The sequence below is a fragment of the Halalkalibaculum sp. DA3122 genome (genome assembly GCF_043951865.1).
Taxonomy (GTDB): domain Bacteria; phylum Bacteroidota; class Rhodothermia; order Balneolales; family Balneolaceae; genus JAMQKA01.
Genome location: NZ_JBINJF010000031.1, coordinates 17,179 through 39,927 on the forward strand (window position 1 = coordinate 17,179; position 22,749 = coordinate 39,927).

Consider the following 22,749-nt stretch of genomic DNA (forward strand, 5'->3'; position numbering starts at 1 on the left):
AAAAGAACCCGAGATCGAGATATCGCCTTTTGTGACCTTGTCCGAGGAGCCAGGAGTATAATTGATGCCTGTTTATTCCGGCACGTACCGTTCCGTTTCCGGCCAGAATACCATCCAGGCAAAGGCGAAATAATCGCCGGCCGTGACCGGACGAAGCCGGTGCCCTTTGAGCGGTCCCTCCACGGCTCTGCCCGTAATACTCCACTTGGAGCCCGTTTGCCTGTCGTAAATTTGACCCGAGCGCATTTCAAATGTGAGCAGCTTTCCGTCAACCGCTCTCTCGAAGACCCCTGTTGATCCATCTTCTTTCGATGCCGAAATGTCGGTGGAATCCAGGGCGGAGCGGGCACCTTTTATGTGAAACAGGACAATGGCAGTGTCAGCGATGGTATCATGAATGATATTCTCCTGTGAGGTTACAGAGTACGGGTAGGCTTTGGCAGCATCACCGACTTTAACCCCAACCACCTTTTCCATCGGCGGTAGGTCTTTCGTATCCGTTTTCACAAACGGCGTGTTGTTAATGTCGTCATATCCACCGTAGGGATTATTTCCGTAGGGGCGCTTGTGACCGGTGTTGCGAGACAGCACCTTTCCGTCGGGATAGCTGTTTCGGAATTGGGAAAAGGATATGATCTGGCTGTTGATCTGTTTAAGCCGGGTGCCGACGTAGTCGCCGATCAGGGCTTTGCCGGTAAACTGCTGCCACAGCGATTCGGTTCTGCGATCATACATAATCATGTCGGAGTGGCGCAAAAAGCCGGAAACGCCAAATCTCAGCACCTCTCCATCAACGCGCCGTTCAAATACGAGCGCAGAGTAGCAGAGCGGGCAAAAGGTGACCAGTATCGGCGTATCCCTGATGCGGTCATTAACAATCTCGTGCCAGATTAAAATCTGCAGCGGGTAGGCCCTGGCCTCTCCCCGGTATTCAACCGCTATCACCGGCTCCTTGCTGGAGACCCATGACCGGGCGGCATCAGTTGAGACAAACTCGGGGTTGTCAATAGCGGGAATGCCGTCTTTACCGGGTCCGCCGGGTATCAATTCTTCGATGTCGATGACGGATTTGGAGGTATTCGTCTCCCACCCCTTTAACAGGTCTTCCTGTGCCAGCAGCGTACCGGCACCGAACGTCAAAAAAAATCCGATAGTTGCAGCAGTGTACTTGAATGGAAGCATCGGTATCTGTATTTATAAGTTCGTTCAATCTCAGAAACAAAGAAGCATGCTCAACTGGTTTAAAAGACGCGGGAAAAAGGAAGATTCTTACCAATCCAATGAAGACTGGATCAATGGCCTGGAATCTCCTCCTGATGACAATGCCATAAGAGCCCTGCGAAAAGTGTTGATCAGGGGCCTGAAACCGGCGCTTTCCAAATACGTGGATCGTGAACTGGATCAGTTTGTGGAAGATGTGGCCCAGGACAGCCTGCTCAAAATCCTGGATAACATCCATACGTTCCGGGGAGAAAGCAAGTTTACCACCTGGGCGATGAAAATTGCGGTCCGCGAAGGGCTGACGGAGCTGCGGAGAAAGCGGTATGACGATATCTCCCTTGACGACCTGAAGCATGAAGACGACGACAGTGAAATCCGTTCGATGAGCGTCGCCGACAACCAGCCGGCCCCGGATCGTACAACGCACGAATCGCAGCTGATGGAGAAGATGATGACCATTATCAACCAGGAGCTGACCGAGAAGCAAAAAATCGCCATCAAAGCGATTGTGATAAGCGGGATTCCCCCTTCGGTCGTAGCCGAACAACTGGGAACCAACAGGAATGCCCTGTACAAAGTGGTCCATGATGCACGCCTCAAGCTAAAGCACCGTTTTGAGCTGGAGGGGATCGATCCGGATGAGATGCTCAACAAGCTGTAAGAATTCGCGCCTTAATGTCGTCTATTGTAAAGAAACAGTTATAATTACCTATTAGTCATGAAGTTAACCAATGATCTGTTAAAGAAAATGATTCGGATGGTCAAAATGACCAGATCCGATGAAATCGGCTGCGATGAGTGCTTTGAGGACCTGCACCAGTTCGCCGAAATGAAGCTGGCCGGTAAATCGCCGGAGGAGGCGATGCCCCTGGTAAAAGATCATCTTGACCGGTGCGGCAGCTGCAGGGAGGAGTACGAAGCCCTCCTTGATGCGATGGAAGGCCTTCAAAGTCCGGCATAAATTTTTAAAACGTAAGATACCCCGTTACCTGGTAGTCTAGTAGAAAAGGAACAAAACTGCCAGGTATGAAAAAGCAATTCGCATATACTCTTCTCGCTTTCGCCTTTCTAATTCCTGCTGACCTGCCTGGTCAAACCTGTAGTTGTGCCGGCGCGCCGCTTATCAGTTCCCAAAGCATCAGTTCTGCCTCAAAGGGAAATCTCCTTGCCGGAGTGACCTACCAGTACAATGACATCTCCAATCTGTATACCGGTAAAACACAGTTAACCAACCGTTCGGTGGAGAGAAATACGCAGTCCACATTGCTGGAACTCAATTATGGGATTACCGATCGACTCACTATCTCTGCCACAACCACATTTGTCCGCAAACAGCGGACCGGACTTCGGTCGCCCGGGGCCAATGATCAGCTAACTACGCAGGGCATCGGGGACGGGCTAGTGCTGTTCAAATATGTGCTGCATCAGAATACGATGCGTGAGCAATACCAGCTGGCCGTGGGCGGGGGCGGGAAAATTCCGTTTGGCAGGAGCTCGCTGTCCCAGAACGGCATTGCCCTGAATATGGATATGCAGCCGGGAACCGGGGCCTGGGACGGGGTGCTGTGGTCCTATTTTTCCAAAACGTTTGCACCGTCCTCGACCATCAATTTTTTCCTGTTTAACACCTACCGTATCACCGGCTCCAGTGAGCGCTTCGGAAGTAACGACCGGTACAAGTTTGGCAATGAGTGGGTGGTTAATGCCGGTATCACAGATACATTCCTGCCGGGCCTATCCTATATCGGGATGATCAATTACCGGTCTACCAGCTCAGACCGGCGCAACGGCCAGACGCTGCCCAACACCGGTGGAAAATGGATTAACCTGGAGCCGGCCGTTCGGTACCGTATTTCGCAGGAGCTATCCGTAAAAGTGGGGGGGCAAATACCGGTGTATCAATACCTTAATGGTACCCAGCCCACTACGGCGTATACCGCTTCGATCTCTCTTTTTTACAACTTCGGGAGGCGGGTCATCTTTTAAGTTCAATTTTAAACCATGGGAATAGAATGAAACATCTAAAGCAATTTATGGCAGCAAGCCTGATCCTGGTACTGGCAGGTTGCGGTTCCGTATTTGACAGCTCGGACAGCAGTCGGGGTGTGGAGGGCGACTGGCTCATCCCGAAGGATGAGATCGTGGATGGCGGTCCGGGACCCGATGGCATCCCTTCTATCGACGAACCCCGGTTTTCCACCGCAAGCGGGGTCGGCTATGTCGGCAATAGTCGACTGGTCACCGGGATCAAAATCGGGGATACCGTCAAAGCGTATCCCCACCAGGTGATGGATCATCACGAAATTGTGAACGACGCGGCTGGAGATCTCCCGTATTGCCTTACCCTGTGTCCACTGACAGGTACCGCCATCGCGTGGGAGAGAACCATCAATGGAGAAACAGTTGAATTCGGGGTATCCGGCTGGTTGTTCAGGAATAATCTCATCCCTTATGATCGCAGGACGGGAAGCCGTTACTCTCAGATGCAGATGCGCGGGGTAAACGGTGAGGAGTCCGGGTCGCCGCTAACTACGATACAGGTCGTTCAAACCACCTGGAGCACATGGAAAGAGATGTACCCCGACTCGCAGGTGCTTACCACCGATACCGGTTTCAGCCGGGATTACAGCGGCTTCGTGTACGGCCGCGATTACTACCGGGATGAAGATTCCGGAACCCTGTTTCCAGTACAAAATGCTGACAGCCGTCTACCCAACAAAGCCCGGGTACACGGTATCATAGCGGAACGCCCGGCCGACCAGGACGCGCAGGTGAAGGTGTACCAGGTCGGGATGTTCGGAGAAGGGGTTCACCTGGTAACTGACCAGGTTGAAGGCCAGGAGGTTATCATTGCCGGAAGCTCAAATCACAACTTTGCCGTATCCTTCCAAGCACGTCCGGAAGATGGCACCGAGCTTCAATTTGAGCCTGTACAGGATGCTTTGCCGGTGATCATGGAAGACCAGGAGGGCAACCGCTGGGACCTGTTCGGCTATGCCGTGGAGGGCCTGAGGAAAGGGGAACGACTGAGGCCGACCAACTCCTACACCGGGTACTGGTTTGCCTGGGCCGACTTCTTCCCGGAGGTGGAAATTTATCGGTTTAGAAATTGAGATGGCCTTGAAAACGAACCCGGTGACTGTTTCGGTTCGTTTTTCATGTCGTACAAAAAATGAACAGGGAAAGTCGACTGAGAAGCCTCCACGAGAAACAGGAGATCTTTTTCAAACCAAGGTGTTTCTCTTGTCTTGATCCAAAAAACGAAAGACCCAGGCGTTGAAGCTCGTTGAGACGCGACAGGTCACGCCTGTACTGGATTTTGTTTCGGCTTCCGCGATCCACTCAAGGCCGGGGAAAAAGCCTTTTTGTGATTTGTTTGAGGATGCCCTGATGAATTTGAGTTATAGGGGAATCGTGAGAAATTCCGGGTAAACTCTACCGGTGTTGCTGATACTGCATTCTCAGCCACCGGCTGTTCAGGTAGCCCAGCGTAAATCCATAAACCAAGTGAAGAGCCAGCGTGATGGCGATGTAGGAGAAACTGTTGGAGAGAAACAGTGGATGGCCGGGACGTAAATGGCTTGCATAGCCCATCCCGAAGATGCCCCAGCCGATTAACGGGCTGTATACCAGCATCATGAAAATCCACAAGATGAGCGAGAGAATAATTGCTTTAGAAATAGAAACGTCCTCTTCAAACGTATAGACGAATACATACGACCAGAGAGTTCCGTAACAGAAATGCAGAAGTAAGGCGTACCCTCTTCCCTCGATCCCCAAATTATGCAAAAAGGCTGATGAAGGAGGGACATTAAAGGGGGCCAGCCCGGTGATATTGATTCCAATGTAGATGAACAGGAACATGGCAAGGCTGGCCAGAAACCCAGCCAGCATGATGTTAAAATTTTTTTCCAGACTTTTTTTCATAATGCATTAGTAATTATCACCAGTATTGGTAAACTAAAAATGAACAGAGCCCTGGCAGGTCTTGACAGGCATTTAGTTATCGATATAACACTAATATAGTTACCTGTTTGACTTCGCAAGGCCCCTACAGATACCTGTTACTGGAACCGGAAGCCTCTGATTTGCTGAACTCCAGCTCAACGGTTGGGGCCTTGGATTGTTTAATTCGCAACCGTCCGTCCAGCTGCCTGACCAATGTTTCCACGATGGCGAAGCCTGCAGTTTCCGCTTTTTTAGGATCGAATTTGGTGGACTGTCCTTTTCCGTTATCCTGAAGCAATAATCGCACCTTTCCTTCTGATTCATCCAGGTGTATCGTGAGCATACCTTGCGCGGTCTCCCTAAATCCGTATTCAATGGCATTTACCAGTAGCTCATTCAGAATGAGTCCGGCGGGAACAGCCTGGTTTATATTCAGCGTTACCTTTTCTAAATCATAAGTCAGTTCAACGTTCATGGCGTTACCGGTATAGGTTTTACAAATGTGATCTGCCAGTTCCTCGATATAATGGTCTAACCTGATTTTTGAAAAGGACTGGGATTGGTACAGGATTTCATGAATTATGGCCATGGAGTGGATGCGATCGCGGCTCTCCTTCAGGGCCTGCCCGGGATTTTTGTTTTGCATAGCCTCCAGTTCCAGGAGGCCTGAAATCGCGGCCAGGTTATTTTTAACCCGGTGATGAATTTCTGAAAGCAGAATCTCTTTTTCATGCAGGGACTGCTCCCATCGGCCGACACTTTTGCTGGCCCGAACCGAAATAACGATCCCAATCAGCACCAGCAGGATCCCCAGTATGACGCTAATCCACAAACCGATCCGCTTGATGGCGAGGGAGGCAGTTTCAACCTTTCCCATCAACCTCTCGTGATGGGTATTCCACCGGCTGTATAGCGGGGTTGCCTCCGACACGTATTGATCGACTATATTTTGGCCGGGAGCTCCGGTTTCCCGTTTTCGGTGCAGTGAGTTCAACAGTACAGATTGAGCCGTTTCAATTCGGTGCAGTTGCTGCCACTCCTGTCGTATTTCGCCGACTATTTGCAGATCGTTAAACCAGCTGAAAACAAAGATCAGGGTTGAAATTTCATTTGGATATATATGATCTGGGCGGAGCGACTCAAAAACAAGATCCGCATCCACCTCGTCCTGGAACAGCTCGTCAATGGGCTGCCGGAGCCGGTCCATCTCACGTTTCATCTGTAGGAAATTGTGGTATGTAGAGTCCGATTTTGTTCGTGCATACTGCTGGATGGTTATTTCGGACCTGTAGTGAAGCTGGCTCCATTTAGACAGCAAGGCTGTGTAGTCGCTGGTGGCTGCAATCATGTTGAGGGAGAAATTGGTAAGTACAACCAGAACGCTCGCAATAAGAATGAACAGGCTAACGATCAGGATTAATTTCCGACTCAGGTAAAATCGATTGTTCTGCGGCTCTATTTCTCCCATATACGAAAACTGAATTCTTGCATCATAATTTGAATGTTAGTGGATGAACAGCCGCCCGGGGATCTTACCTGTTGATCCGCGTTATTAGCAGACTTTAATAAAACCATATACATTGGGTTGGTGCGGGTAAAAGGGCGGCGGTACCTAAGTTTCAGTACCGTACGGTAAGAAAAGAGACCGTGTTGTTGTCCAAACAGGGAAATTCCAAATTACAGATCACTACCTCTAAATGGCATATATTGATATTATTGAACCGGATGAAGCCTCCGGCACCTTGAAAGAGATTTATGAAGACTTGAGGAAAAAGCGGGGAAAGCTGGCTCAAATTCACAAGATTCAGAGCCTGAACCCGGAGACCATTGTCGCACATATGGAGCTGTATATGTCCATCATGTTTAGCAAGTCGCCACTGAGCCGGGCCCGGCGAGAGATGATGGCCGTAGTCGTGTCAGCGGCTAACGAATGCGAATATTGCGAGCTGCATCACGGGGAGGCCCTAAACCATTATTGGAAAAACCGCAAGAAGGTGGAGCAGCTCCGGAAGGATTATACCAAGCTTGATCTTGATAATGTGGATGCCCGACTGTGCAGACTGGCACAAAAACTAACCAATACTCCAGACCAGATAGACGCGAAAGAAGACGTGGAGCCTCTTAAGCACACGGGCCTTTCAGACCGCGCGATTCTGGATGCTGTACTGGTTATCAGTTATTTCAATTTTGTTAACCGAATGGTAATGGGACTGGGAGTGGAGGCCGACGAACAGGAAGTGAAGGGTTATAAGTATTGATTTGGTAAGAACTACGATGATAATGAGATCTAACTCTTAGCTCTTTTCTCTGTTGCAAGAATAAAGTTGAAGGTTATGTTCGTATAAACCTGCAACCTGAAACTTGCAACCTATAACACGATATCTCTTGTTACGGTAAACATTGAGGAAGATTGTAATTTTAATACAACAAGGCATAGAATATGGCTCTATCAAAAAAACAGGAAGATCTTTGCAGCGACAGTCGATGGGATTTTTCAAACCTCAGCGCACTCTTTCTGAACTGTACACTGAAGCCCAGTCCAAAAGAATCGCATACCGAGACGCTCATCGGGGTGTCCCGGTCTATCCTGGAAAAGAATAATGTGACTACCGAAGTGCTGCGGCCTGTGGATTACGATATCGCGCCCGGGGTCTACCCGGATATGAGGGAACACGGATTTGAAACCGACGACTGGCCGGCTATTCAGCAGAAGGTGATGGATGCCAATATTTTAGTCATCGGATCTCCCATCTGGCTCGGAGAAAAATCTTCTGTTGCTGCCAAAGTCATTGAGCGGTTGTACGGGTATTCCGGAAACCTTAACGACAAGGGGCAATACGCTTATTACGGTCGGGTAGGGGGTTGCCTGATTACCGGAAATGAAGATGGCATCAAACATTGTTCAATGAGTATTCTTTATGGTCTGCAGCACCTGGGCTATGTCATTCCACCACAGGCTGATGCCGGGTGGATCGGCGAAGCAGGTCCGGGGCCGAGTTACGGCGACGAAGTGGAAAATGGTCGCGCAGGTTTCGACAACGAGTTTACCCAGCGCAATACCACCTTTATGACCTGGAACCTGATGCACATGGCCCTGATGCTCGACCAGGCCGGCGGCATACCCGCCCACGGCAACCAGCGATCAGAATGGGAGGCCGGCTGCCGTTTTGATCATCCCAATCCTGAACACCGTTGACTCGGTACAGCCACCGGTATGTCAACTACTGGAACAAGGTTGCTGCGTGCCGGGGTTTTTACCTTGTCTGAGCATCCGTACATTCAGATAATCCGTTTCGATCCTAACTAACCGAACCTATATGCCCGCATTTGAAGAACTTTCCACCAGCACGCTCGCTGAAAAATTGAACCAGACAACTACCACCCTTATCGACGTTCGCCCCCTTGCCGCCTACAACGGTTGGGCCCTGCAGGGGGAGCAGCGCGGTGGACACATCCAGGGCGCAAAAAGCGTTCCCCTGACCTGGACCCGGTATATGGACTGGGTGGAGGTGCTGGAAGAAAAGAGTATTGCCAAAGACCGACCCGTTATTGTGTATGGATACAAGCCGGATGAAAGTATTCAAATGGCTGAAAAATTACGGAAGCTGGGCTTTCAGCAGGTGTCCATCTACAACGGGTTTGTTTATGAATGGGCAGCCAGCCCGGAGCTGCCGATGGAGCGGCTCCCCCGGTTCAAACATTTGGTGTATCCCGAATGGGTGAAGCAGTTGATCGATGGTAAAAAACCACTTCACTCCAACGGCAAAAATTATGTCATTTGCCATTCCCACTACGACCATATCGAAGATTACCACAGGGGCCATATCCCGGGAGCCGTTGCGGTGGATACCAACAGCCTGGAATCGACCGAAACCTGGAACCGACGGAGCCCGGAAGAATTGAGGGAAACGCTTCAAAGCCTCGGAATACGCCACGACACCACCGTGGTCATCTACGGGCGATTTTCGTCGCCGGTGTACGATAAAGAAAAATTTCCCGGGAAGAGTGCCGGTCATTTGGGCGCCCTGCGCTGCGCGGCCATTATGCTGTATGCGGGGGTCAAGGATATACGGATTTTAAACGGGGGCGTCACCAGCTGGGAAGATGCGGGATATGATCTTTCCATGGAACCGAACGACCCCAATCCCGCCAGCGATTTTGGAATCGATATCCCCGCCCATCCCGAATACATGATCGACACGCCGGAGGCGAAGCAGCTGCTGGGCTCAGCCAATGGCGAGCTGGTAAGCATCCGCAGCTGGGAGGAGTTTATCGGCAACCGGAGCGGCTATCACTATATCGAGCAGAAGGGACGTATTCCCGGCGCGGTGTTCGGCAACTGCGGCAGCGACGCCTACCACATGGAAAATTACCGGAATTTCGATCATACCATGCGGGAATACCACGAAGTCGAAGCGGCCTGGCGGGAGGGGGGGATCACGCCGGACAAACATATCGCCTTTTATTGCGGTACCGGATGGCGGGGCAGCGAGGCTTTCATCAACGCCTGGCTGATGGAATGGCCCAACGTGTCGGTCTATGACGGTGGATGGTATGAGTGGTGCAACGATCCGGCTAATCCCATCGAAACCGGAATTCCGGAGGAGAGGGCAGTAGTTAATGGTAGGTAGCAGCGACTGCTGTTTTCTTGTTGCAGGTTGAAGGTTGACAGGTTGAAGGTTGCGGGTTAGTAACCTTCAACCTGTCAACCTTCAACATTTAACAAAGATAACAGCCACGCTAAAAAGCATCCTTCAGCCCCGCCACGCCCAGGGAATAGAGACCTTCCAGCGCTTCCTTCATATCATTTTCCGTGCCATCAGCCGCCTCGAATGTCGATGACCAGGTGAATTCTGACCGCTCTTCATCGATCTTTTTAACTTCTATGGTTCCGGTATAATTTTCAATGGGCATAGGAGATTCTACGATGGAATAGGTCATCACCCGATTATCTGCATCCAGGCTTTCCAGTTTTTCCCTGACTTCTCCACCATCCTGCAAGATCAGCGTCCGTACGGCTCCAACGCCGGACCCCTCGGTAGTACAACTGGCAACGGCTTCGACAAACTCATCTAATCCGTTAAAATTACCCGCTAGTTTCCACACCTCTTCAGCCGGTGCATTGATGGTACCGCTTACTTTCACTTTTTCCATGTGTTTACTGTCTATGTGATTAGAGTTTGCTTGATGTAACGGACGTCCCGTGTGAGAATAATCTTTCGTAAATTTTTAACATGAGGATTTCGAATGTATGGATATGCCGATATCGAACAAAAGAACAGGGTCGAAAAATTCCTGTAAGGAATATCTGCTCGGACAGCCAGGGCAAGATTGTTCGTAAGATTTTGTACTTTATTCCCTTCAAATTAATGTGTCGATCAACTGTAAATAGAATAGTCATTTTTTATCCCGGATTTTTTTAATGGAGACCAATCACTCCTGGAAATCGATTTTCGTTGGCTTATTAAGTGTTCTGACGATTGCACCTGTCACAGATGGTTGGAGCCAAAGTGTCCAAAAAAAATCTTCAGAGTCAGAAGAGGCTACTGCAAACCCAAACTCGGTTCCCTACTCCTCGGAGCGATCTGCAGGAGAGCACCTGCTTGCGCTTCCCTCGTACCTACTGCACTGGACCACGCGCCCGCTGGGCTGGGGCGTAAAATGGGCGGAACGTGAGCTGCCCCATCTGCTGCAGGGAGAGCGTGCTCCCTACGGCGTATATCCACTGTTCGAGCTGGGCGGCGATGTCGGAATTGCCTATGGATTACTTTTGTACCACAACCAATTTACCAGCTATAATCACCGCGCCCGCATAGAAGCCCTGTTCGGATCCCAGGAATACAACGATGTTGATTTCAAATATGCCATCCCCCAATTTTTTTCCAGCAGGAGTCAGTTAGAATTCGACGCCAGCTATTCCAACGATCCCGTCAAATCGCTGTATGGAGGTAATAATTCTGCGCTGGTAAATGAGCAGCTTTATGCCACTGAAGAACTGGAAGGAGGGATCGAGTTTCGCCACCTGGTTAGCCCGGCAACAACACTCACCATCTCAGGCCGGTACCGAAAGATGGATATTTCCAATAATGAAATCGTACGGGAAGATCCCCTCCCGCTGATTCCTGAACCGCTGAGGGGCGCAACTGCGCTGTTGGGGATCGGTAGCTCTCTGCAGTTTGATTTCGTTAATGAATCCCCCCGAAGCACACACGGAGCAAGATATATACTGGGATTAAACTGGAACCGCTCACTGACCGACGACCGGTTTCATTACCTGACCTACCAGCTGGAGTGGCACCAGTTTTTGCCGGTTCCCTTTCTGCCGGATACGCGACGCCTGGCATTAAAAACACGAGTGCAGAAAACCGCGCCGCTGGGAGACCGCGAAATCCCGTTTTTTGATTATCCCATCCTCGGCAGCTCCAACGACCTGCGGGGCTTTCCCACCGACCGTTTCCGGGATGACGGGTCGTTGCTGGCGACCCTGGAATACCGGTATCCCCTGTGGAATTTTGCGGACATCGTACTGTTTGTGGATGAAGGTCAGGTGTTCAATGGCTATTCTGACATTGGTCTGGAGGATTTTCATACCAGCTACGGCTTTGGCCTTCACCTGATATCCACCAAAGGGTTTGCCTTTCGGTCCGAATTTGCCTTCAGTAAAGAATCTTCCCGCGTAATTCTGTCCATAAATCCCAATTTTTAAGATTTGTTTGTGGCTCCGCTTTACTCAAATATTACATTTAAACCAGTACTCCTGGTCCTGTTTTTGGGACTAATGGGATGCAGCAATACCAGGCCTTACACGCTGGGACCGGTTAAAACATTTGATCCCGATACTGCTGAAATTCCCCAGCCGGAAGAAAACGAGTCTTACCAATACTGGGACCGCATCGACAACACCATTTTTCACCAGCTCGAAAAACCGCTGGACCTCAACAAGGTTATTCGAACGGCTGGGCGTGCCGTTGGGGCGGCCGGTGCCAGACAGGCCGACAATGTGAATCGCCTGGACGAGCCGCCCGAATCGAGCTGGTACAACTACCGGCACTACTATAATCCCATGACGCCTGAAGAACTGGCGCAGGGTCCCAATACTGTCAAGCCTGATACCTCGGGCTCCTGGACCATTTTTTCCGCCAAGCTGGAGGGCGCCAATCCCGGATTTTTTATCGAAGATGCCAGCGGTAACCGGTTCCTGATCAAGTTTGACGGTCCGCAGTACCCCGAACTAACCACTTCTGCCGAGGTCATCGGCACCAAAATATTCCACGGCGCCGGTTACAACGTGCCCGAAGCCACGATCACCTATTTTGATCCTGCCAAAGTAACCATTGGAGAGGGAGTTTACGTAATGGAAGCCGGCAAAGAACGCCCTATGACGATGACGGACTACCGGAGCATTATCTCTGGTAAGCCCCGAAACGAGCAGGGGAAAATCCGCGCCCTGGCCAGCAAATTTGTAGATGGCGTTCCGGTCGGCCAGTGGGCATTTGAGGGGACGCGACCCGATGATCCCAACGATCGGGTGGCCCACGAGCACCGCCGTGAGCTGCGGGGCATGCGCATCCTCAGCTCCTGGCTGAATGATACGGACCGCCGCGATGCCAATACCATGGCGGTCTATACCGACGAGGGTTACATCAAACATTACGTGCAGGATTTCGGCAACACCCTTGGAGCCAACGGAGCGGGTATCCACGAACCGATTTATGGACAGGCCTACCTGATTGACCCGCGATACATGGCGCTGAATGCCGCCACTCTTGGACTTAATGTAAATTTATGGGAGACGGTAGATCCACAAAATTATATTCCTCATCCCTCTGTGGGTTATTTTCGTGCTGATGTGTTCAAACCGGGCCGGTGGGTGTCGGCCCATCCGCTGCCCGCCTACGAAAACATGACGCTGCGCGACGCTTTCTGGGGCGCCAAGCAGGTGATGAGTTTCAGTGATGAGGATATCCGCGCAATCGCAGAGACCGGTCAGCTTACTAATCCCAAAGCCGAGCAATATGTCATTGATGTACTAATAGAACGCAGAGACAAGATCGGCCGCCACTGGTTCCGCCGCATCAATCCGGTTGACAAGTTCAGCGCGAAAGACACCGGGCAACAGATCGTACTCTCTTTCAAGGACTTGGGAATTGACAGCGGACTTTTTGAAGAAGGTTCAACGAATTACGACTATACTGTTTCTATTGTGGATGGATCAGTACTGCAACATCAGCAGGTTCAGCAACCCAGGATATCTATTGATCGATGTCTGATTCCCAAAAGGAAAGATAACGGCCAGGGGACGGTACTGAAGTATGATATTATAACCCGAAGGGCTAATTCCGAAGTATCCGAAAAAAGCACCCGGGTGTATGTAGCCCTCGAATCTTCGGGTCCCAGAGTGGTTGGCATTAAACGAGAAGAATAAATCGACAGCACTATGGCTGAATCCGGAATTATCCAGCACATCCGCAAAAACTTCTTTGACATCAGGAAAGAGGAGTGGCCCAATGTGCTGCTGATGTCCCTGTTCTTTTTCATGGTGATTGCCACGTTTTGGGTCTTAAAGCCGTTAAAGCGCGGGCTGTTGGTTAACTACTACCAAACCAATCCGCTGCAGTTTATGGGTACGAGCTTTGCCGGTGCCGAGGTGGAGCAACTGGCCAAAGTGGTGAATATGGTAGTGGTGTATGCCGTTGTAGTCATTTTTACCCTGCTGGCCCGGAAACTCAAGCGACAGCACCTGAATCTTGCCCTGAACCTCTTGTTCGGTGGACTGTTTATTCTCTTCGCCGGTTTCATGCACAACCCCGGGGCCTCCACCAGCTGGTCTTTTTACGTGCTGGGCGATATGTTCAACTCTGCGATGGTTACATTCTTTTGGGCCTATTCCAATGATATTTTTAACGCAAAGCAGGCCAGGCGAACGTATGGCATCGTTGGGTTGGGCGGCATAATCGGGGGCATTGTCGGGTCATCCGTGGTAGCTGGTTACGTAAGCGAGCTGGGGCGTCCCACGCTGCTGTATATATGCCTGATTCCCCTGGCCGTAATGATCGCGATCGGGTATATCGTCAACCGTCGAACACCGGGAGTGCGGGAACCAAACACGCAAGAGCCCTGCGCCGAGGGAAAGCGCTGTAACGCAATCTTTGAAGGGGCGAATATCGTATTTAAATCCAACTACCTGCTGGCTATAGTGGGGATCATTGGGCTCTACGAAATAGTATCCAATATCGTTGATTTTCAGCTGTCAGCGACCATCGCTTCCAGCATCAGCGGCGACCTGGAAAAAGATGCCTATTTCGGTCTTGTGGGCCAAATAACCAGTATTATCTCTCTTGTTGTGCAGCTGTTCCTGACCAGTTTTATCATGAAGCGATACGGGGTGGGCATCGCCCTGCTGTTTTTGCCCTTAGCCATTACCTTTGGGTCTGTTGGTTTCCTGGTGATACCCAGCCTTTTGTTTGTAACCATCATGTCCGCCAGCGATAACAGCCTGAATTATTCGATCAACCAGTCAGCCAAAGAAGCACTATACACCCCCACCGACCAGGATACCAAGTACAAGGCCAAGGCGTTCATCGACATGTTTGTTCAGCGATTTGCCAAGGTGCTGGCCGTGGTGCTTAACCTGGCGGTTGCCGCTTGGGTGGGACTCCAACATGTGCGGTGGCTGTCGGTAGCCTGCCTGGTTATCCTTGTGTTTTGGATCATGACCGTCCGGTACGTCGGCCGTGAATTTGATAAAAAGGCAGCTGTTGAGGAACTGCCTGTATAAATAATAGCAAGCTTGAAAAAACTAATTTCCACGTTTTACGATATCCGCAAGGATGAATGGCAGCGGGTACTCCTGATGTTTGGGCTTCATTTCATCCTTATGGTCGTGCTATATTTTTTGAAGCCCGCCCGCGACAGCCTGTTCCTCACCGAAAATGGTCCCAGTGAGCTCCCCTACGTGTATATTTTGCTGGCTGTCGTCTCCATTCCGGTCACGCAGCTCCTAACCTCGGTCATGAAACGCTACCCCGTGCGCAACGTCCTGATATGGACCCTGGGGGCGCTGGCGGCCAACTTGTTATTTATCCGGTGGCTGTTCCAGTTCAGGATGGAATGGATCTTTATGGGGTTCTACATATGGGTCGGCATATTCGGCATCCTGGTGATATCCCTGTTCTGGCTGCTGGCCAATACTATTTTCCAGCCATCCCAATCCAAACGGATCTTTTCCTTCCTGACGCTGGGAGCTATTTTTGGGGCCATCACCGGTAGTGAAACCTCCAGCCTTATCGTTGCCCTGCTCGATCTGTCCACGGAAAACCTGTTATATGTCTGTATCGCGTTGCTTTTGGCGGGAATTGTGCTGCTCTACTTCATCCCCGGGCAATCCGCGGAAGCCGGAAAGGAGCAGACAGGAGGCGAGCGGGAAAAGAGCAGTTCTGCCTTCAAGTCGGCCAGGAACGTGCTGACTTCCCGCTACCAGCTGACCGTGGCTGCTATTATCGGCCTGACCATGATCACAACTACCTTTACCGATTATCAATTCAAGGCCCTGGCGTTTGATGCCCATCCTGATACGGCCGGCCTGACCGCCTTTATGGGCACCTTTTATGCAGGTATCAGCCTGGCATCGCTGGGGATTCAGGTACTGCTCTCCTCCGAAATCATTAAAAAAACGGGGCTGTCCGGGGCTATTTTATCCCGTCCCGCCGGTATGATGATCGGAGCCATACTGATGGCCATAGAACCGGTGCTGGCGTCCGTTGTTATCCTGAATGGGTTTGACGGCGCTACCCGCTACTCCATTGATAGAACGGGGCGCGAACTGCTCTTTTTGCCCCTTTCCCAGCACACGAAAGAACAGACCAAAATCTTTATCGATATTTTTGTGGATCGGTTTTCCCGTGGGCTGGGCGGGCTTCTCCTGCTGGGCTTTATCGCGGTACTGGGATGGTCGGTACACCTGTTAACCTATGCTGTTATTACGTTGTTAATCGTCTGGATTTTACTGGGCATCAAGGCCCAAAGGGGCTATGTGGACAAGTTTCGCAACTCGGTCCAGAAACAGCTGATCGGCACCGGCAGCATCGCCCTGAATCTCAATGAATCCACCATCCTGACCATTATTAAGGAATCGCTTTCCAGCTCCAGCGACTCCCAGGTGCTGCACACCCTGATCCTGTTGGAAGACGGTGAAGTTGACAAGATTGCGGACGAGCTCCGGCAGCTGTTATATCATTCCAACAAAGAAATAAAACTGAGGGCGCTGAAGATGCTGCAGGATGTGGAGTCCCTGAATCTTACTGAGGAGATAAAGGAGTTACTGGATGATGAGGACCCGGAAATCCGGTTGGAAACGATCTACTATCTGTGCCGGCATTCAAGCGAGGATCCCACAAGTGTTATTAAATCATACCTGGACCACAGCAGCTACAAGTTAAAATCGGCTGCACTCGGATGTGCCAGCAAGCACCGGGGTTCGGCGACCGACCTGGTGGAACCGGATTTTTTCGATCAGCTGCTCCATAAAGAGGGAAAGGATGCAATCGTCATTAAAGCCCAGATTGCCGATGCACTCGGCTATATTAATGACGATCGCATATCCCGGAAATACCTTTCTCAACTCCTGGATGATGATCACCCCTCTGTGGTACGGAAGGCCATCGCCAGCATGGGACGCCAACAGAACGACCGCTTTATCCCGTTGCTGATAAAGAAATTGGAAAATCCCGAATACAAGATCGAAATCAGGAAGGCCCTTGCCTCCTTTGGCAGCGATCACCTGATCCTGTTCAAAGATCGCTTTTTTGATGAATCAGTCTCCAAAAATATTCGCAAGAGCATTCCCGGTATTTTTGCTTATCTCCCGGAGCAAATTTCGGCCGACCAGCTTTTTGAAATGATCCGTATTGATGATCCCGACCTGCGGTACCATGTCATCAAAAGTCTTAACAAGCTGCTCCGGGAACGCCCGTCTCTTGCCATGAAGACAATGAGAGTGCGTGCCATCATAAGAAGTGAGGCGCAGAATATTTTTGAGCTGCTTGCCATGAAGCAGCTTCAGCCCCCGAACAGGCCGAACAAAATTTTGTTAAAAGCGCTTGATGAAAAGATGGAACAGGGCACTGAGCGCATATTCCGACTGCTGGGACTCATTTATGACTCCCGTGATATGTATGGCACTTATCTGGCCTTGCAAAGTATCTCCCCGGATAAACGATCTGCTGCCATTGAGTTTTTGGATAACGTATTAACCGATGCAGATCATCAATACATTTTCCCTATTATTGACAGCCGGTCGGAGCCTGAAAAACTGGAGGCAGGGCGCAGGCTCTTTGACATCCCCCAAATGCGGTATGACCAGGGCCTGCTGCAATTGATTAACGGGGAGGACCTGTGGCTCCAGATCTGCGCGATATACAGTGTCTCTCCCCAATGTCCCGCCACTCTTCAGGCGAAAGTGCGAGAAGTGGCGCACTCACCCCACAAGCTGATCAGGGAAACAGCGGAGCTGGTTATCAAACGAAATGCAAACGACACTTAATCAGAAGATCATGGATACAACAATTGAACGCGTCATTTTCCTGCAGGGCATTGAGCTTTTTGCCGATATCCCGTCTGAGCAACTGGCGCACCTGGCCGGAATTACCCAAAGTCTTGCGGCGGACAGAGAACACGTGTTGTTTGAAGAGGGCGACCGGTCTCAATCGCTGTTTCTGCTAATAAATGGCAAGGTGCAGCTGAAACGCAACGGTTTGCTCAGAAAAGAGTTAACCAATTCGGAAGCTATCGGTGTCTGGGGATTTTTTGACGGCGGCGAACGGCTTACGAGCGCTGTCTGTAAAGAAGAAAGTCATTTTTTAACGATCAACCGAATGGACTTTTATGACCTGATGGAGGAACGCGTGAACCTGAGCCAGGGGGTACTAAAATATTTTGTAAAAAGGATACGCAAACTCACTGAACTGTCAGATGCAATTGTATGATTTTATTACCCTTTTCTCATTCGGCAGGCAGGGGACGTAAATTTGCAGTCTCTACCTGGGCCTTTCTAATCATCTTCCCCTGTTCGCTTTTTGCTCGGGACCTTTGCAAAACTGCTATTTTGTTGGGAGGTAGTTGTACTACCGACCTTTTAACGGGAGTGCAACTCCCTCCGAACGGTGATTCGAATGTTTTGCAAGGGCCTCTAAAAAAGGACACCCCATTGCGTTGGTTATGAATGGGAGTTATTGGTCAGGGCCCAAGTTGGGTGCCACCAGTGCTTGCGGCGGACGTGATGAGGAGTTAAAAAAAGAGGAAGACATCTTCCAGCCTTCCTCTTTCTGTCTTGTGGATGTTATGGAGTGGTGCTAACGTCAACTTTTTGTTTCAGGGCATTGCCTTTGAAGGCATAAAGCAGCGATACGGCGATAATCAATACCTGGAACTCCATTCCGCGTCCACCGTTGTCTCCCATGTTGATCGAGTTCCAGCCGTATTGCGCATGGACCATTACGATCGCTCCAATCATTACCACTGTAAATAACAATCCGGAGATTCGTGTAGCCCAATCGGGACCAAATCCACCCCACAGCATAAGCAAAGCGCCTCCCACTTCGACGATGCCGAGCATCAGTACCATGATAAACGGCATACCCATCATCGCGGCTACGTCGCCGGTCATCGCTACTTTTGGGAACCCGTGATAAATAAAGGTGGCCGCCAGTGAAAGCCTGGGAAGCCAGTGCGCTATACCCGAAAGTTTATTCAGTTGATCCATCGTAATATCCCCGTTGATTTTTTAATGGTTACAAAGTTGTTATCAATGGATGCGTTCAAACACGAAGTTCTTACCCGAATCTCCATTCATGAGACGGTCGCCGCACCTCATTCATTCCCAGCGGTAAAAAAATTCTCTTTTTTTGCCAAGAGAATAAAGTTAGCCCCATCTAATTATTTATACCGAAATTAGAACTTAAATAAAGGGACACTATGATGGATCGAATAGCAGGTGGGATGAAAATCAGTATTGCAGCTGTCTTCAGCGCGCTGGTTCTGGTTGCATGTGGAACCAATGATAGCGATATGGAAGAGGTGACGGATCTCCAGGCTTCGGGAACGGCGGTGTGGAATCACCTTGAGCAGGAAAACTACCAGGATTCATGGCGACTATTTCCGGGCACGGAAGAGCTGTATGAGGGTACCGAGCCCCACGGCATGCTCCTGGCCATATACCTGAATGATGTTGCCTATGACGCCGCCATGAATGGAGAGAACCCGATGTCCAATGGCGCCATCATTGTCAAAGAAAATTATATGCCTGACAGTACGCTTGCAGCCATAACCACCATGTACCAGGCATAATAGTTGTGTTTTTTTGGGATCAGAAATAAAAAAGCCTCACCAGTTTTGTGTGATGAGATCTGTATATTGAAAGTGAAATGATTCAAATCTTCATACACATATCCTCTTCACGTGCTGTGATACAACAACAGCAACAGGTAGAGAATATGTCGTCGAAAAATCCCATATTTATTATCATAATGCTACCAATGGCTTGAATGTTCATCCCCACCTCATACTAAACATCAGATGAGGGGAATAACCAGACCAATTTATTGCGAGTTCTTTTCAGTTATACCGAATGATACTGATTGTAGAAATCAATACAGATTATTATTGATGTATCCAGGGATAAGTTCTACCTGAATTTTTTAGCAGTGGACTTTGCGTATTGGTCCAGGTCTTTGATCTGTTGCGTTACATCCTGGATTTGCAGTGCGTCCCACAAGAGTATATAATGTGTTTTAATACCGAGTTGAATATGCAGGACTAAAAATCATGCTTGAAGACCTCAGAAAGTGGCTGGAGTATTTCTACGTGTCGGGTTCGTTGCCGAATATGCTCATAAGTACGGCCATACTCATTCTTGCAACAATAATATTGCGATGGCTTTTTTCGAGATATATCCGTCGGAGTGTTTCCTCTACCGAGCTGCGGCGCCGATGGCTGGTTCAGTCGCGCAATGGATTGCTTCTGCTGCTCTTGCTGGGACTCCTCTTTATATGGGGAGAAGAGCTTCGTACCCTCGCGCTTTCTATTGTTGCGATTGCCGTTGCTTTTGTAGTGGCCACGAAGGAACTTATTCTATGTGTTACCGGCTCCATACTCAAGACCGGTGCCGGCTCTTTTAACCTTGGTGACCGTATCCAGGTCAAAGATTTCAGGGGTGATGTGATCGATCAAAATCTGCTTGCCACTACCATTCTGGAGGTCGGTCCGGGTAAGATTACCCACCAGCGAACCGGCCGAATGACGGTGATCCCCAACGCGCTATTCGTATCAGAGCCGGTTATCAATGAGAGCTATACCCACGACTATATTCTGCATGTCTTTACCATCCCCTTTAAACGCGAAGATGACTGGCGGGGGGCACAGGAGACGTTCCTTGAATCGGCAAACCGGCATTGCGAGCCTTATCTTGAGGAGGTGCGAAGGCACATGAAACAGCTTAGCGAGGAGGGAGGGCTTGACGTGCCGACAGTAGAACCGCGGGTAACCATACAGATCCCCACAGCCGGGGAGGTTCACCTGATTATCCGGATACCTGTAAAATCGGGACAGCGCAGTTTTATTGAGCAATCTATATTATCGGAAGTGTTGAGTAACAATGATTTTGCTGCAAAGAAAGAGGATAAAGAGACCGATGATCAGGCTGAGCAATAGGTTGTATTCATCTTATCCCGGATTATTCACAAATATAGGTAATATTACTGGCTAGCCAGTAATATTATTTTAGTAACATTAATTTGGGTTTTCCTCAAAAGTCCATCCAACTTTCCGTTATACGGGCAGATAATGACATAGCTTTACTCTGGGGATGCCCTGCTTAAATACAGGTATACATTATAAGAGGCATTTGTATCACTCATCGGGCGACTGTTTATGTAATCCGATGAGCGAGCTGAGACTCCATAAATCTATTGTATCGCTCATAAGGTGCGGGTTTTCATAGTCCCTTAAAAACCAACTCTTTTAGTTGGGATATCCTGTTTCTCACTGATCTCAATATCGATAAAATTCGTAAGAAGGAATGATTTCGAACCATCCTAAAAACCAAACTCCCACATTAATTTATCATGCCACTTTCAGTACACAAAGCTGAATAAGAAACAGGATGCCTCGGTCATGCCGCTGACACGCTATTACCAGATAAAGAAAAGCACAATTTCGGAAGTTAAGGCCAGGATCTTGTCCGATACGGCGAATCCCCTGATTATCCCACCATTGGTGCTTGCAGTAGTCGGTTATATTGAGCCTATCTCATTCAATTCGGAATTTTAGCCATCATCTCATTTAACGTTTTCACGGTCCTGACGTTGATTTTTGCCTTCTTGATATCATGCCGAAGGGCAGGTTATTCCTGGATTTTCCGCAACGAAAAACCAGACTACCACTCTATGGAGTTCCTTCTTTTAAAGTCCGTTTCCGAGCACTATGTTGTTGATTATGTTGTTTGACTATCTCTTTGTTCACGTGGTACCGGGATGTTCTTGATCACTGGTTTCAATGGCTTTGCAAAACCGGGGTTTGGACGTTCTATCCAGTTCACTGAGTTCTGCCGGCAATGTCGTAAGACCCGCCGCTCACGTACCGTCAAAAGGAGTGATAAAACAGAGATGCTGAATACTTTTTTCGTTGTGTCTATAAATAAAAACATGGGCTTTGCAAAATCCTCTATTCCTCTGTTATGAGGGAGTTGTACTCCCGTTTAAAAAAAGTCAATAGGGTCGGTGATACAACCATTGACCAACAAAATAGCAGGTTCTGCAAAGGTCCCGAAAAGCAATAATTTATGGCATCGACCGATATAAATGTCGCAGTTCTTTTTTTTACCCGTTCCGCCGAAGCGGAGGGAGGCTGCAAGCGGTTTGCCGGTGACAACTGTGATCGCCGGCATGTTCATATTGCGAGCTCCTTAATTGAGCATACCCGCAGGCAAATCAGAAGAACCGGTCTGCCCGTTGTTGAAATTGATGAAAAAATGCAGAAAGGCGGGTCGTTCGGCGAACGTTTTGCCCATGCCTTTGAACAAGTATTTAACGCAGGGTATGAGCATGTCATCGCGGTCGGCAACGATACGCCACAACTGAAAGCGGCCCATATCAGTGAAGCGGCCCGACGCCTTGCTGCCGGAACGGATGACATTGTACTGGGTCCCGCCGAAGATGGAGGAACCTGGCTGATGGGCTACAGCCGGGAAGCGTTTGAGGCCGACTCCTTTCAGGAGCTACCCTGGAGGACCCCCAGGTTATTTGATACCATCCTGGAACAGTCATCTGACCAGCTCTCAATAGCCCGGCTTGAGTCGTATGCGGATATTGACAACCATGCCTCCCTGGTCTCGTTTATCGGGAACGCCCAGTTTTTGCAGCCTCTTTTCCATCTGATCCACCTGATCCGGGGTATTTTAGCCGGATATTCAGATCAATTTAAACAGGAGTGTCTTCAAACGCCCACCTCACCGGCTTCTTCGTCGCTACTGCTTCGCGCCCCTCCTTTTATCGCCTGATTATATCGTCCCGATACCGGAATCCTGTG

The 22,749-nt window shown here is 49.7% G+C and carries 20 protein-coding genes; 15 read left to right on the plus strand and 5 right to left on the minus strand.

Annotated features, from left to right (window positions below; genetic code table 11):
- Nucleotides 1–72: 72 nt before the first annotated feature.
- Nucleotides 73–1,182, minus strand: coding sequence for a DUF3179 domain-containing protein (locus ACG2F4_RS16085; protein ID WP_395261910.1), 1,110 nt, complete (start codon nt 1,180–1,182; stop codon nt 73–75).
- Between the two features lie 46 nt (nt 1,183–1,228).
- Between ACG2F4_RS16085 and ACG2F4_RS16090 the strand changes: the two genes are divergently transcribed.
- From ACG2F4_RS16090 to ACG2F4_RS16105, 4 genes are all read left to right on the plus strand, one after another.
- Nucleotides 1,229–1,882, plus strand: coding sequence for an RNA polymerase sigma factor (locus ACG2F4_RS16090; protein ID WP_395261911.1), 654 nt, complete (start codon nt 1,229–1,231; stop codon nt 1,880–1,882).
- Nucleotides 1,883–1,987: 105 nt separating this feature from the next.
- Entirely contained in the window at nt 1,988–2,182 is a 195-nt protein-coding gene (locus ACG2F4_RS16095; RefSeq protein ID WP_395261912.1) for a hypothetical protein, read from the plus strand.
- A gap of 65 nt (nt 2,183–2,247) precedes the next feature.
- Nucleotides 2,248–3,207, plus strand: a complete 960-nt coding sequence (locus ACG2F4_RS16100; RefSeq protein ID WP_395261913.1) for a hypothetical protein — start codon at nt 2,248–2,250, stop codon at nt 3,205–3,207.
- A gap of 26 nt (nt 3,208–3,233) precedes the next feature.
- Nucleotides 3,234–4,334: a DUF3179 domain-containing protein gene (locus tag ACG2F4_RS16105; protein WP_395261914.1), complete on the plus strand. Its 1,101-nt coding sequence runs from the start codon at nt 3,234–3,236 to the stop codon at nt 4,332–4,334.
- 322 nt (nt 4,335–4,656) lie between these two features.
- On the opposite strand, the gene ACG2F4_RS16110 is transcribed toward ACG2F4_RS16105, so the two are convergent.
- Nucleotides 4,657–5,148, minus strand: coding sequence for a hypothetical protein (locus ACG2F4_RS16110; RefSeq protein ID WP_395261915.1), 492 nt, complete (start codon nt 5,146–5,148; stop codon nt 4,657–4,659).
- Nucleotides 5,149–5,272: 124 nt separating this feature from the next.
- The gene (locus ACG2F4_RS16115) at nt 5,273–6,637 is read right to left on the minus strand and encodes a sensor histidine kinase (RefSeq protein ID WP_395261916.1); all 1,365 of its coding nucleotides are present in this window, start codon (nt 6,635–6,637) and stop codon (nt 5,273–5,275) included.
- A gap of 229 nt (nt 6,638–6,866) precedes the next feature.
- Between ACG2F4_RS16115 and ACG2F4_RS16120 the strand changes: the two genes are divergently transcribed.
- From ACG2F4_RS16120 to ACG2F4_RS16130, 3 genes are all read left to right on the plus strand, one after another.
- Nucleotides 6,867–7,427 carry a peroxidase-related enzyme gene (locus tag ACG2F4_RS16120; protein ID WP_395261917.1) on the plus strand — a complete coding sequence of 187 codons (561 nt, stop codon included), beginning with the start codon at nt 6,867–6,869 and terminating at the stop codon, nt 7,425–7,427.
- Nucleotides 7,428–7,609: 182 nt separating this feature from the next.
- Nucleotides 7,610–8,365 carry a flavodoxin family protein gene (locus tag ACG2F4_RS16125; protein WP_395261918.1) on the plus strand — a complete coding sequence of 252 codons (756 nt, stop codon included), beginning with the start codon at nt 7,610–7,612 and terminating at the stop codon, nt 8,363–8,365.
- Between the two features lie 121 nt (nt 8,366–8,486).
- Entirely contained in the window at nt 8,487–9,800 is a 1,314-nt protein-coding gene (locus tag ACG2F4_RS16130; RefSeq protein WP_395261919.1) for a rhodanese-like domain-containing protein, read from the plus strand.
- A 109-nt stretch (nt 9,801–9,909) separates the two neighbouring features.
- Here the strand turns inward: ACG2F4_RS16130 and ACG2F4_RS16135 are convergent, their stop codons facing one another.
- On the minus strand, nt 9,910–10,323 hold the full coding sequence (locus tag ACG2F4_RS16135) for an SRPBCC family protein (protein ID WP_395261920.1): 414 nt from the start codon (nt 10,321–10,323) through the stop codon (nt 9,910–9,912).
- A 268-nt stretch (nt 10,324–10,591) separates the two neighbouring features.
- On the opposite strand from ACG2F4_RS16135, the gene ACG2F4_RS16140 reads away from it, so the two are divergent.
- From ACG2F4_RS16140 to ACG2F4_RS16160, 5 genes are read left to right on the plus strand one after another with little or no spacing between them, the layout of a single operon-like run.
- Nucleotides 10,592–11,875 carry a BamA/TamA family outer membrane protein gene (locus tag ACG2F4_RS16140; RefSeq protein ID WP_395261921.1) on the plus strand — a complete coding sequence of 428 codons (1,284 nt, stop codon included), beginning with the start codon at nt 10,592–10,594 and terminating at the stop codon, nt 11,873–11,875.
- Nucleotides 11,876–11,884: 9 nt separating this feature from the next.
- Complete coding sequence (locus ACG2F4_RS16145) at nt 11,885–13,594, plus strand: hypothetical protein (protein ID WP_395261922.1); 1,710 nt, start codon at nt 11,885–11,887, stop codon at nt 13,592–13,594.
- Between the two features lie 12 nt (nt 13,595–13,606).
- Nucleotides 13,607–14,947, plus strand: coding sequence for an NTP/NDP exchange transporter (locus ACG2F4_RS16150; RefSeq protein ID WP_395261923.1), 1,341 nt, complete (start codon nt 13,607–13,609; stop codon nt 14,945–14,947).
- Nucleotides 14,948–14,959: 12 nt separating this feature from the next.
- Nucleotides 14,960–17,710 carry an Npt1/Npt2 family nucleotide transporter gene (locus tag ACG2F4_RS16155; protein WP_395261924.1) on the plus strand — a complete coding sequence of 917 codons (2,751 nt, stop codon included), beginning with the start codon at nt 14,960–14,962 and terminating at the stop codon, nt 17,708–17,710.
- Nucleotides 17,711–17,720: 10 nt separating this feature from the next.
- Nucleotides 17,721–18,152, plus strand: a complete 432-nt coding sequence (locus tag ACG2F4_RS16160) for a Crp/Fnr family transcriptional regulator (protein ID WP_395261925.1) — start codon at nt 17,721–17,723, stop codon at nt 18,150–18,152.
- Nucleotides 18,153–18,505: 353 nt separating this feature from the next.
- Here the strand turns inward: ACG2F4_RS16160 and ACG2F4_RS16165 are convergent, their stop codons facing one another.
- Nucleotides 18,506–18,928, minus strand: a complete 423-nt coding sequence (locus ACG2F4_RS16165; protein ID WP_395261926.1) for a DoxX family protein — start codon at nt 18,926–18,928, stop codon at nt 18,506–18,508.
- Nucleotides 18,929–19,140: 212 nt separating this feature from the next.
- Here ACG2F4_RS16165 and ACG2F4_RS16170 point away from each other — a divergent pair, with 212 nt between their 5' ends.
- The 3 genes from ACG2F4_RS16170 (at nt 19,141) to ACG2F4_RS16180 (ending at nt 22,720) form a co-directional block, all read left to right on the plus strand.
- The gene (locus ACG2F4_RS16170) at nt 19,141–19,512 is read left to right on the plus strand and encodes a hypothetical protein (protein ID WP_395261927.1); all 372 of its coding nucleotides are present in this window, start codon (nt 19,141–19,143) and stop codon (nt 19,510–19,512) included.
- Nucleotides 19,513–19,989: 477 nt separating this feature from the next.
- A complete protein-coding gene (locus tag ACG2F4_RS16175; protein WP_395261928.1) occupies nt 19,990–20,874 on the plus strand; it encodes a mechanosensitive ion channel domain-containing protein in 885 nt (294 codons plus the stop codon).
- A gap of 1,129 nt (nt 20,875–22,003) precedes the next feature.
- Nucleotides 22,004–22,720: a DUF2064 domain-containing protein gene (locus ACG2F4_RS16180; RefSeq protein ID WP_395261929.1), complete on the plus strand. Its 717-nt coding sequence runs from the start codon at nt 22,004–22,006 to the stop codon at nt 22,718–22,720.
- Nucleotides 22,721–22,749 lie beyond the last annotated feature (29 nt).

Excerpts from the sequence above, each read along its gene's own strand:
- ACG2F4_RS16085 (WP_395261910.1), bottom strand. The coding sequence starts at position 1,182 with ATGCTTCCATTCAAGTACACTGCTGCAACTATCGGATTTTTTTTGACG.
- ACG2F4_RS16090 (WP_395261911.1), top strand. The coding sequence starts at position 1,229 with ATGCTCAACTGGTTTAAAAGACGCGGGAAAAAGGAAGATTCTTACCAA.
- ACG2F4_RS16095 (WP_395261912.1), top strand. The coding sequence starts at position 1,988 with ATGACCAGATCCGATGAAATCGGCTGCGATGAGTGCTTTGAGGACCTG.
- ACG2F4_RS16100 (WP_395261913.1), top strand. The coding sequence starts at position 2,248 with ATGAAAAAGCAATTCGCATATACTCTTCTCGCTTTCGCCTTTCTAATT.
- ACG2F4_RS16105 (WP_395261914.1), top strand. The coding sequence starts at position 3,234 with ATGAAACATCTAAAGCAATTTATGGCAGCAAGCCTGATCCTGGTACTG.
- ACG2F4_RS16110 (WP_395261915.1), bottom strand. The coding sequence starts at position 5,148 with ATGAAAAAAAGTCTGGAAAAAAATTTTAACATCATGCTGGCTGGGTTT.
- ACG2F4_RS16115 (WP_395261916.1), bottom strand. The coding sequence starts at position 6,637 with ATGGGAGAAATAGAGCCGCAGAACAATCGATTTTACCTGAGTCGGAAA.
- ACG2F4_RS16120 (WP_395261917.1), top strand. The coding sequence starts at position 6,867 with ATGGCATATATTGATATTATTGAACCGGATGAAGCCTCCGGCACCTTG.
- ACG2F4_RS16125 (WP_395261918.1), top strand. The coding sequence starts at position 7,610 with ATGGCTCTATCAAAAAAACAGGAAGATCTTTGCAGCGACAGTCGATGG.
- ACG2F4_RS16130 (WP_395261919.1), top strand. The coding sequence starts at position 8,487 with ATGCCCGCATTTGAAGAACTTTCCACCAGCACGCTCGCTGAAAAATTG.
- ACG2F4_RS16135 (WP_395261920.1), bottom strand. The coding sequence starts at position 10,323 with ATGGAAAAAGTGAAAGTAAGCGGTACCATCAATGCACCGGCTGAAGAG.
- ACG2F4_RS16140 (WP_395261921.1), top strand. The coding sequence starts at position 10,592 with ATGGAGACCAATCACTCCTGGAAATCGATTTTCGTTGGCTTATTAAGT.
- ACG2F4_RS16150 (WP_395261923.1), top strand. The coding sequence starts at position 13,607 with ATGGCTGAATCCGGAATTATCCAGCACATCCGCAAAAACTTCTTTGAC.
- ACG2F4_RS16160 (WP_395261925.1), top strand. The coding sequence starts at position 17,721 with ATGGATACAACAATTGAACGCGTCATTTTCCTGCAGGGCATTGAGCTT.
- ACG2F4_RS16165 (WP_395261926.1), bottom strand. The coding sequence starts at position 18,928 with ATGGATCAACTGAATAAACTTTCGGGTATAGCGCACTGGCTTCCCAGG.
- ACG2F4_RS16170 (WP_395261927.1), top strand. The coding sequence starts at position 19,141 with ATGATGGATCGAATAGCAGGTGGGATGAAAATCAGTATTGCAGCTGTC.
- ACG2F4_RS16175 (WP_395261928.1), top strand. The coding sequence starts at position 19,990 with ATGCTTGAAGACCTCAGAAAGTGGCTGGAGTATTTCTACGTGTCGGGT.
- ACG2F4_RS16180 (WP_395261929.1), top strand. The coding sequence starts at position 22,004 with ATGGCATCGACCGATATAAATGTCGCAGTTCTTTTTTTTACCCGTTCC.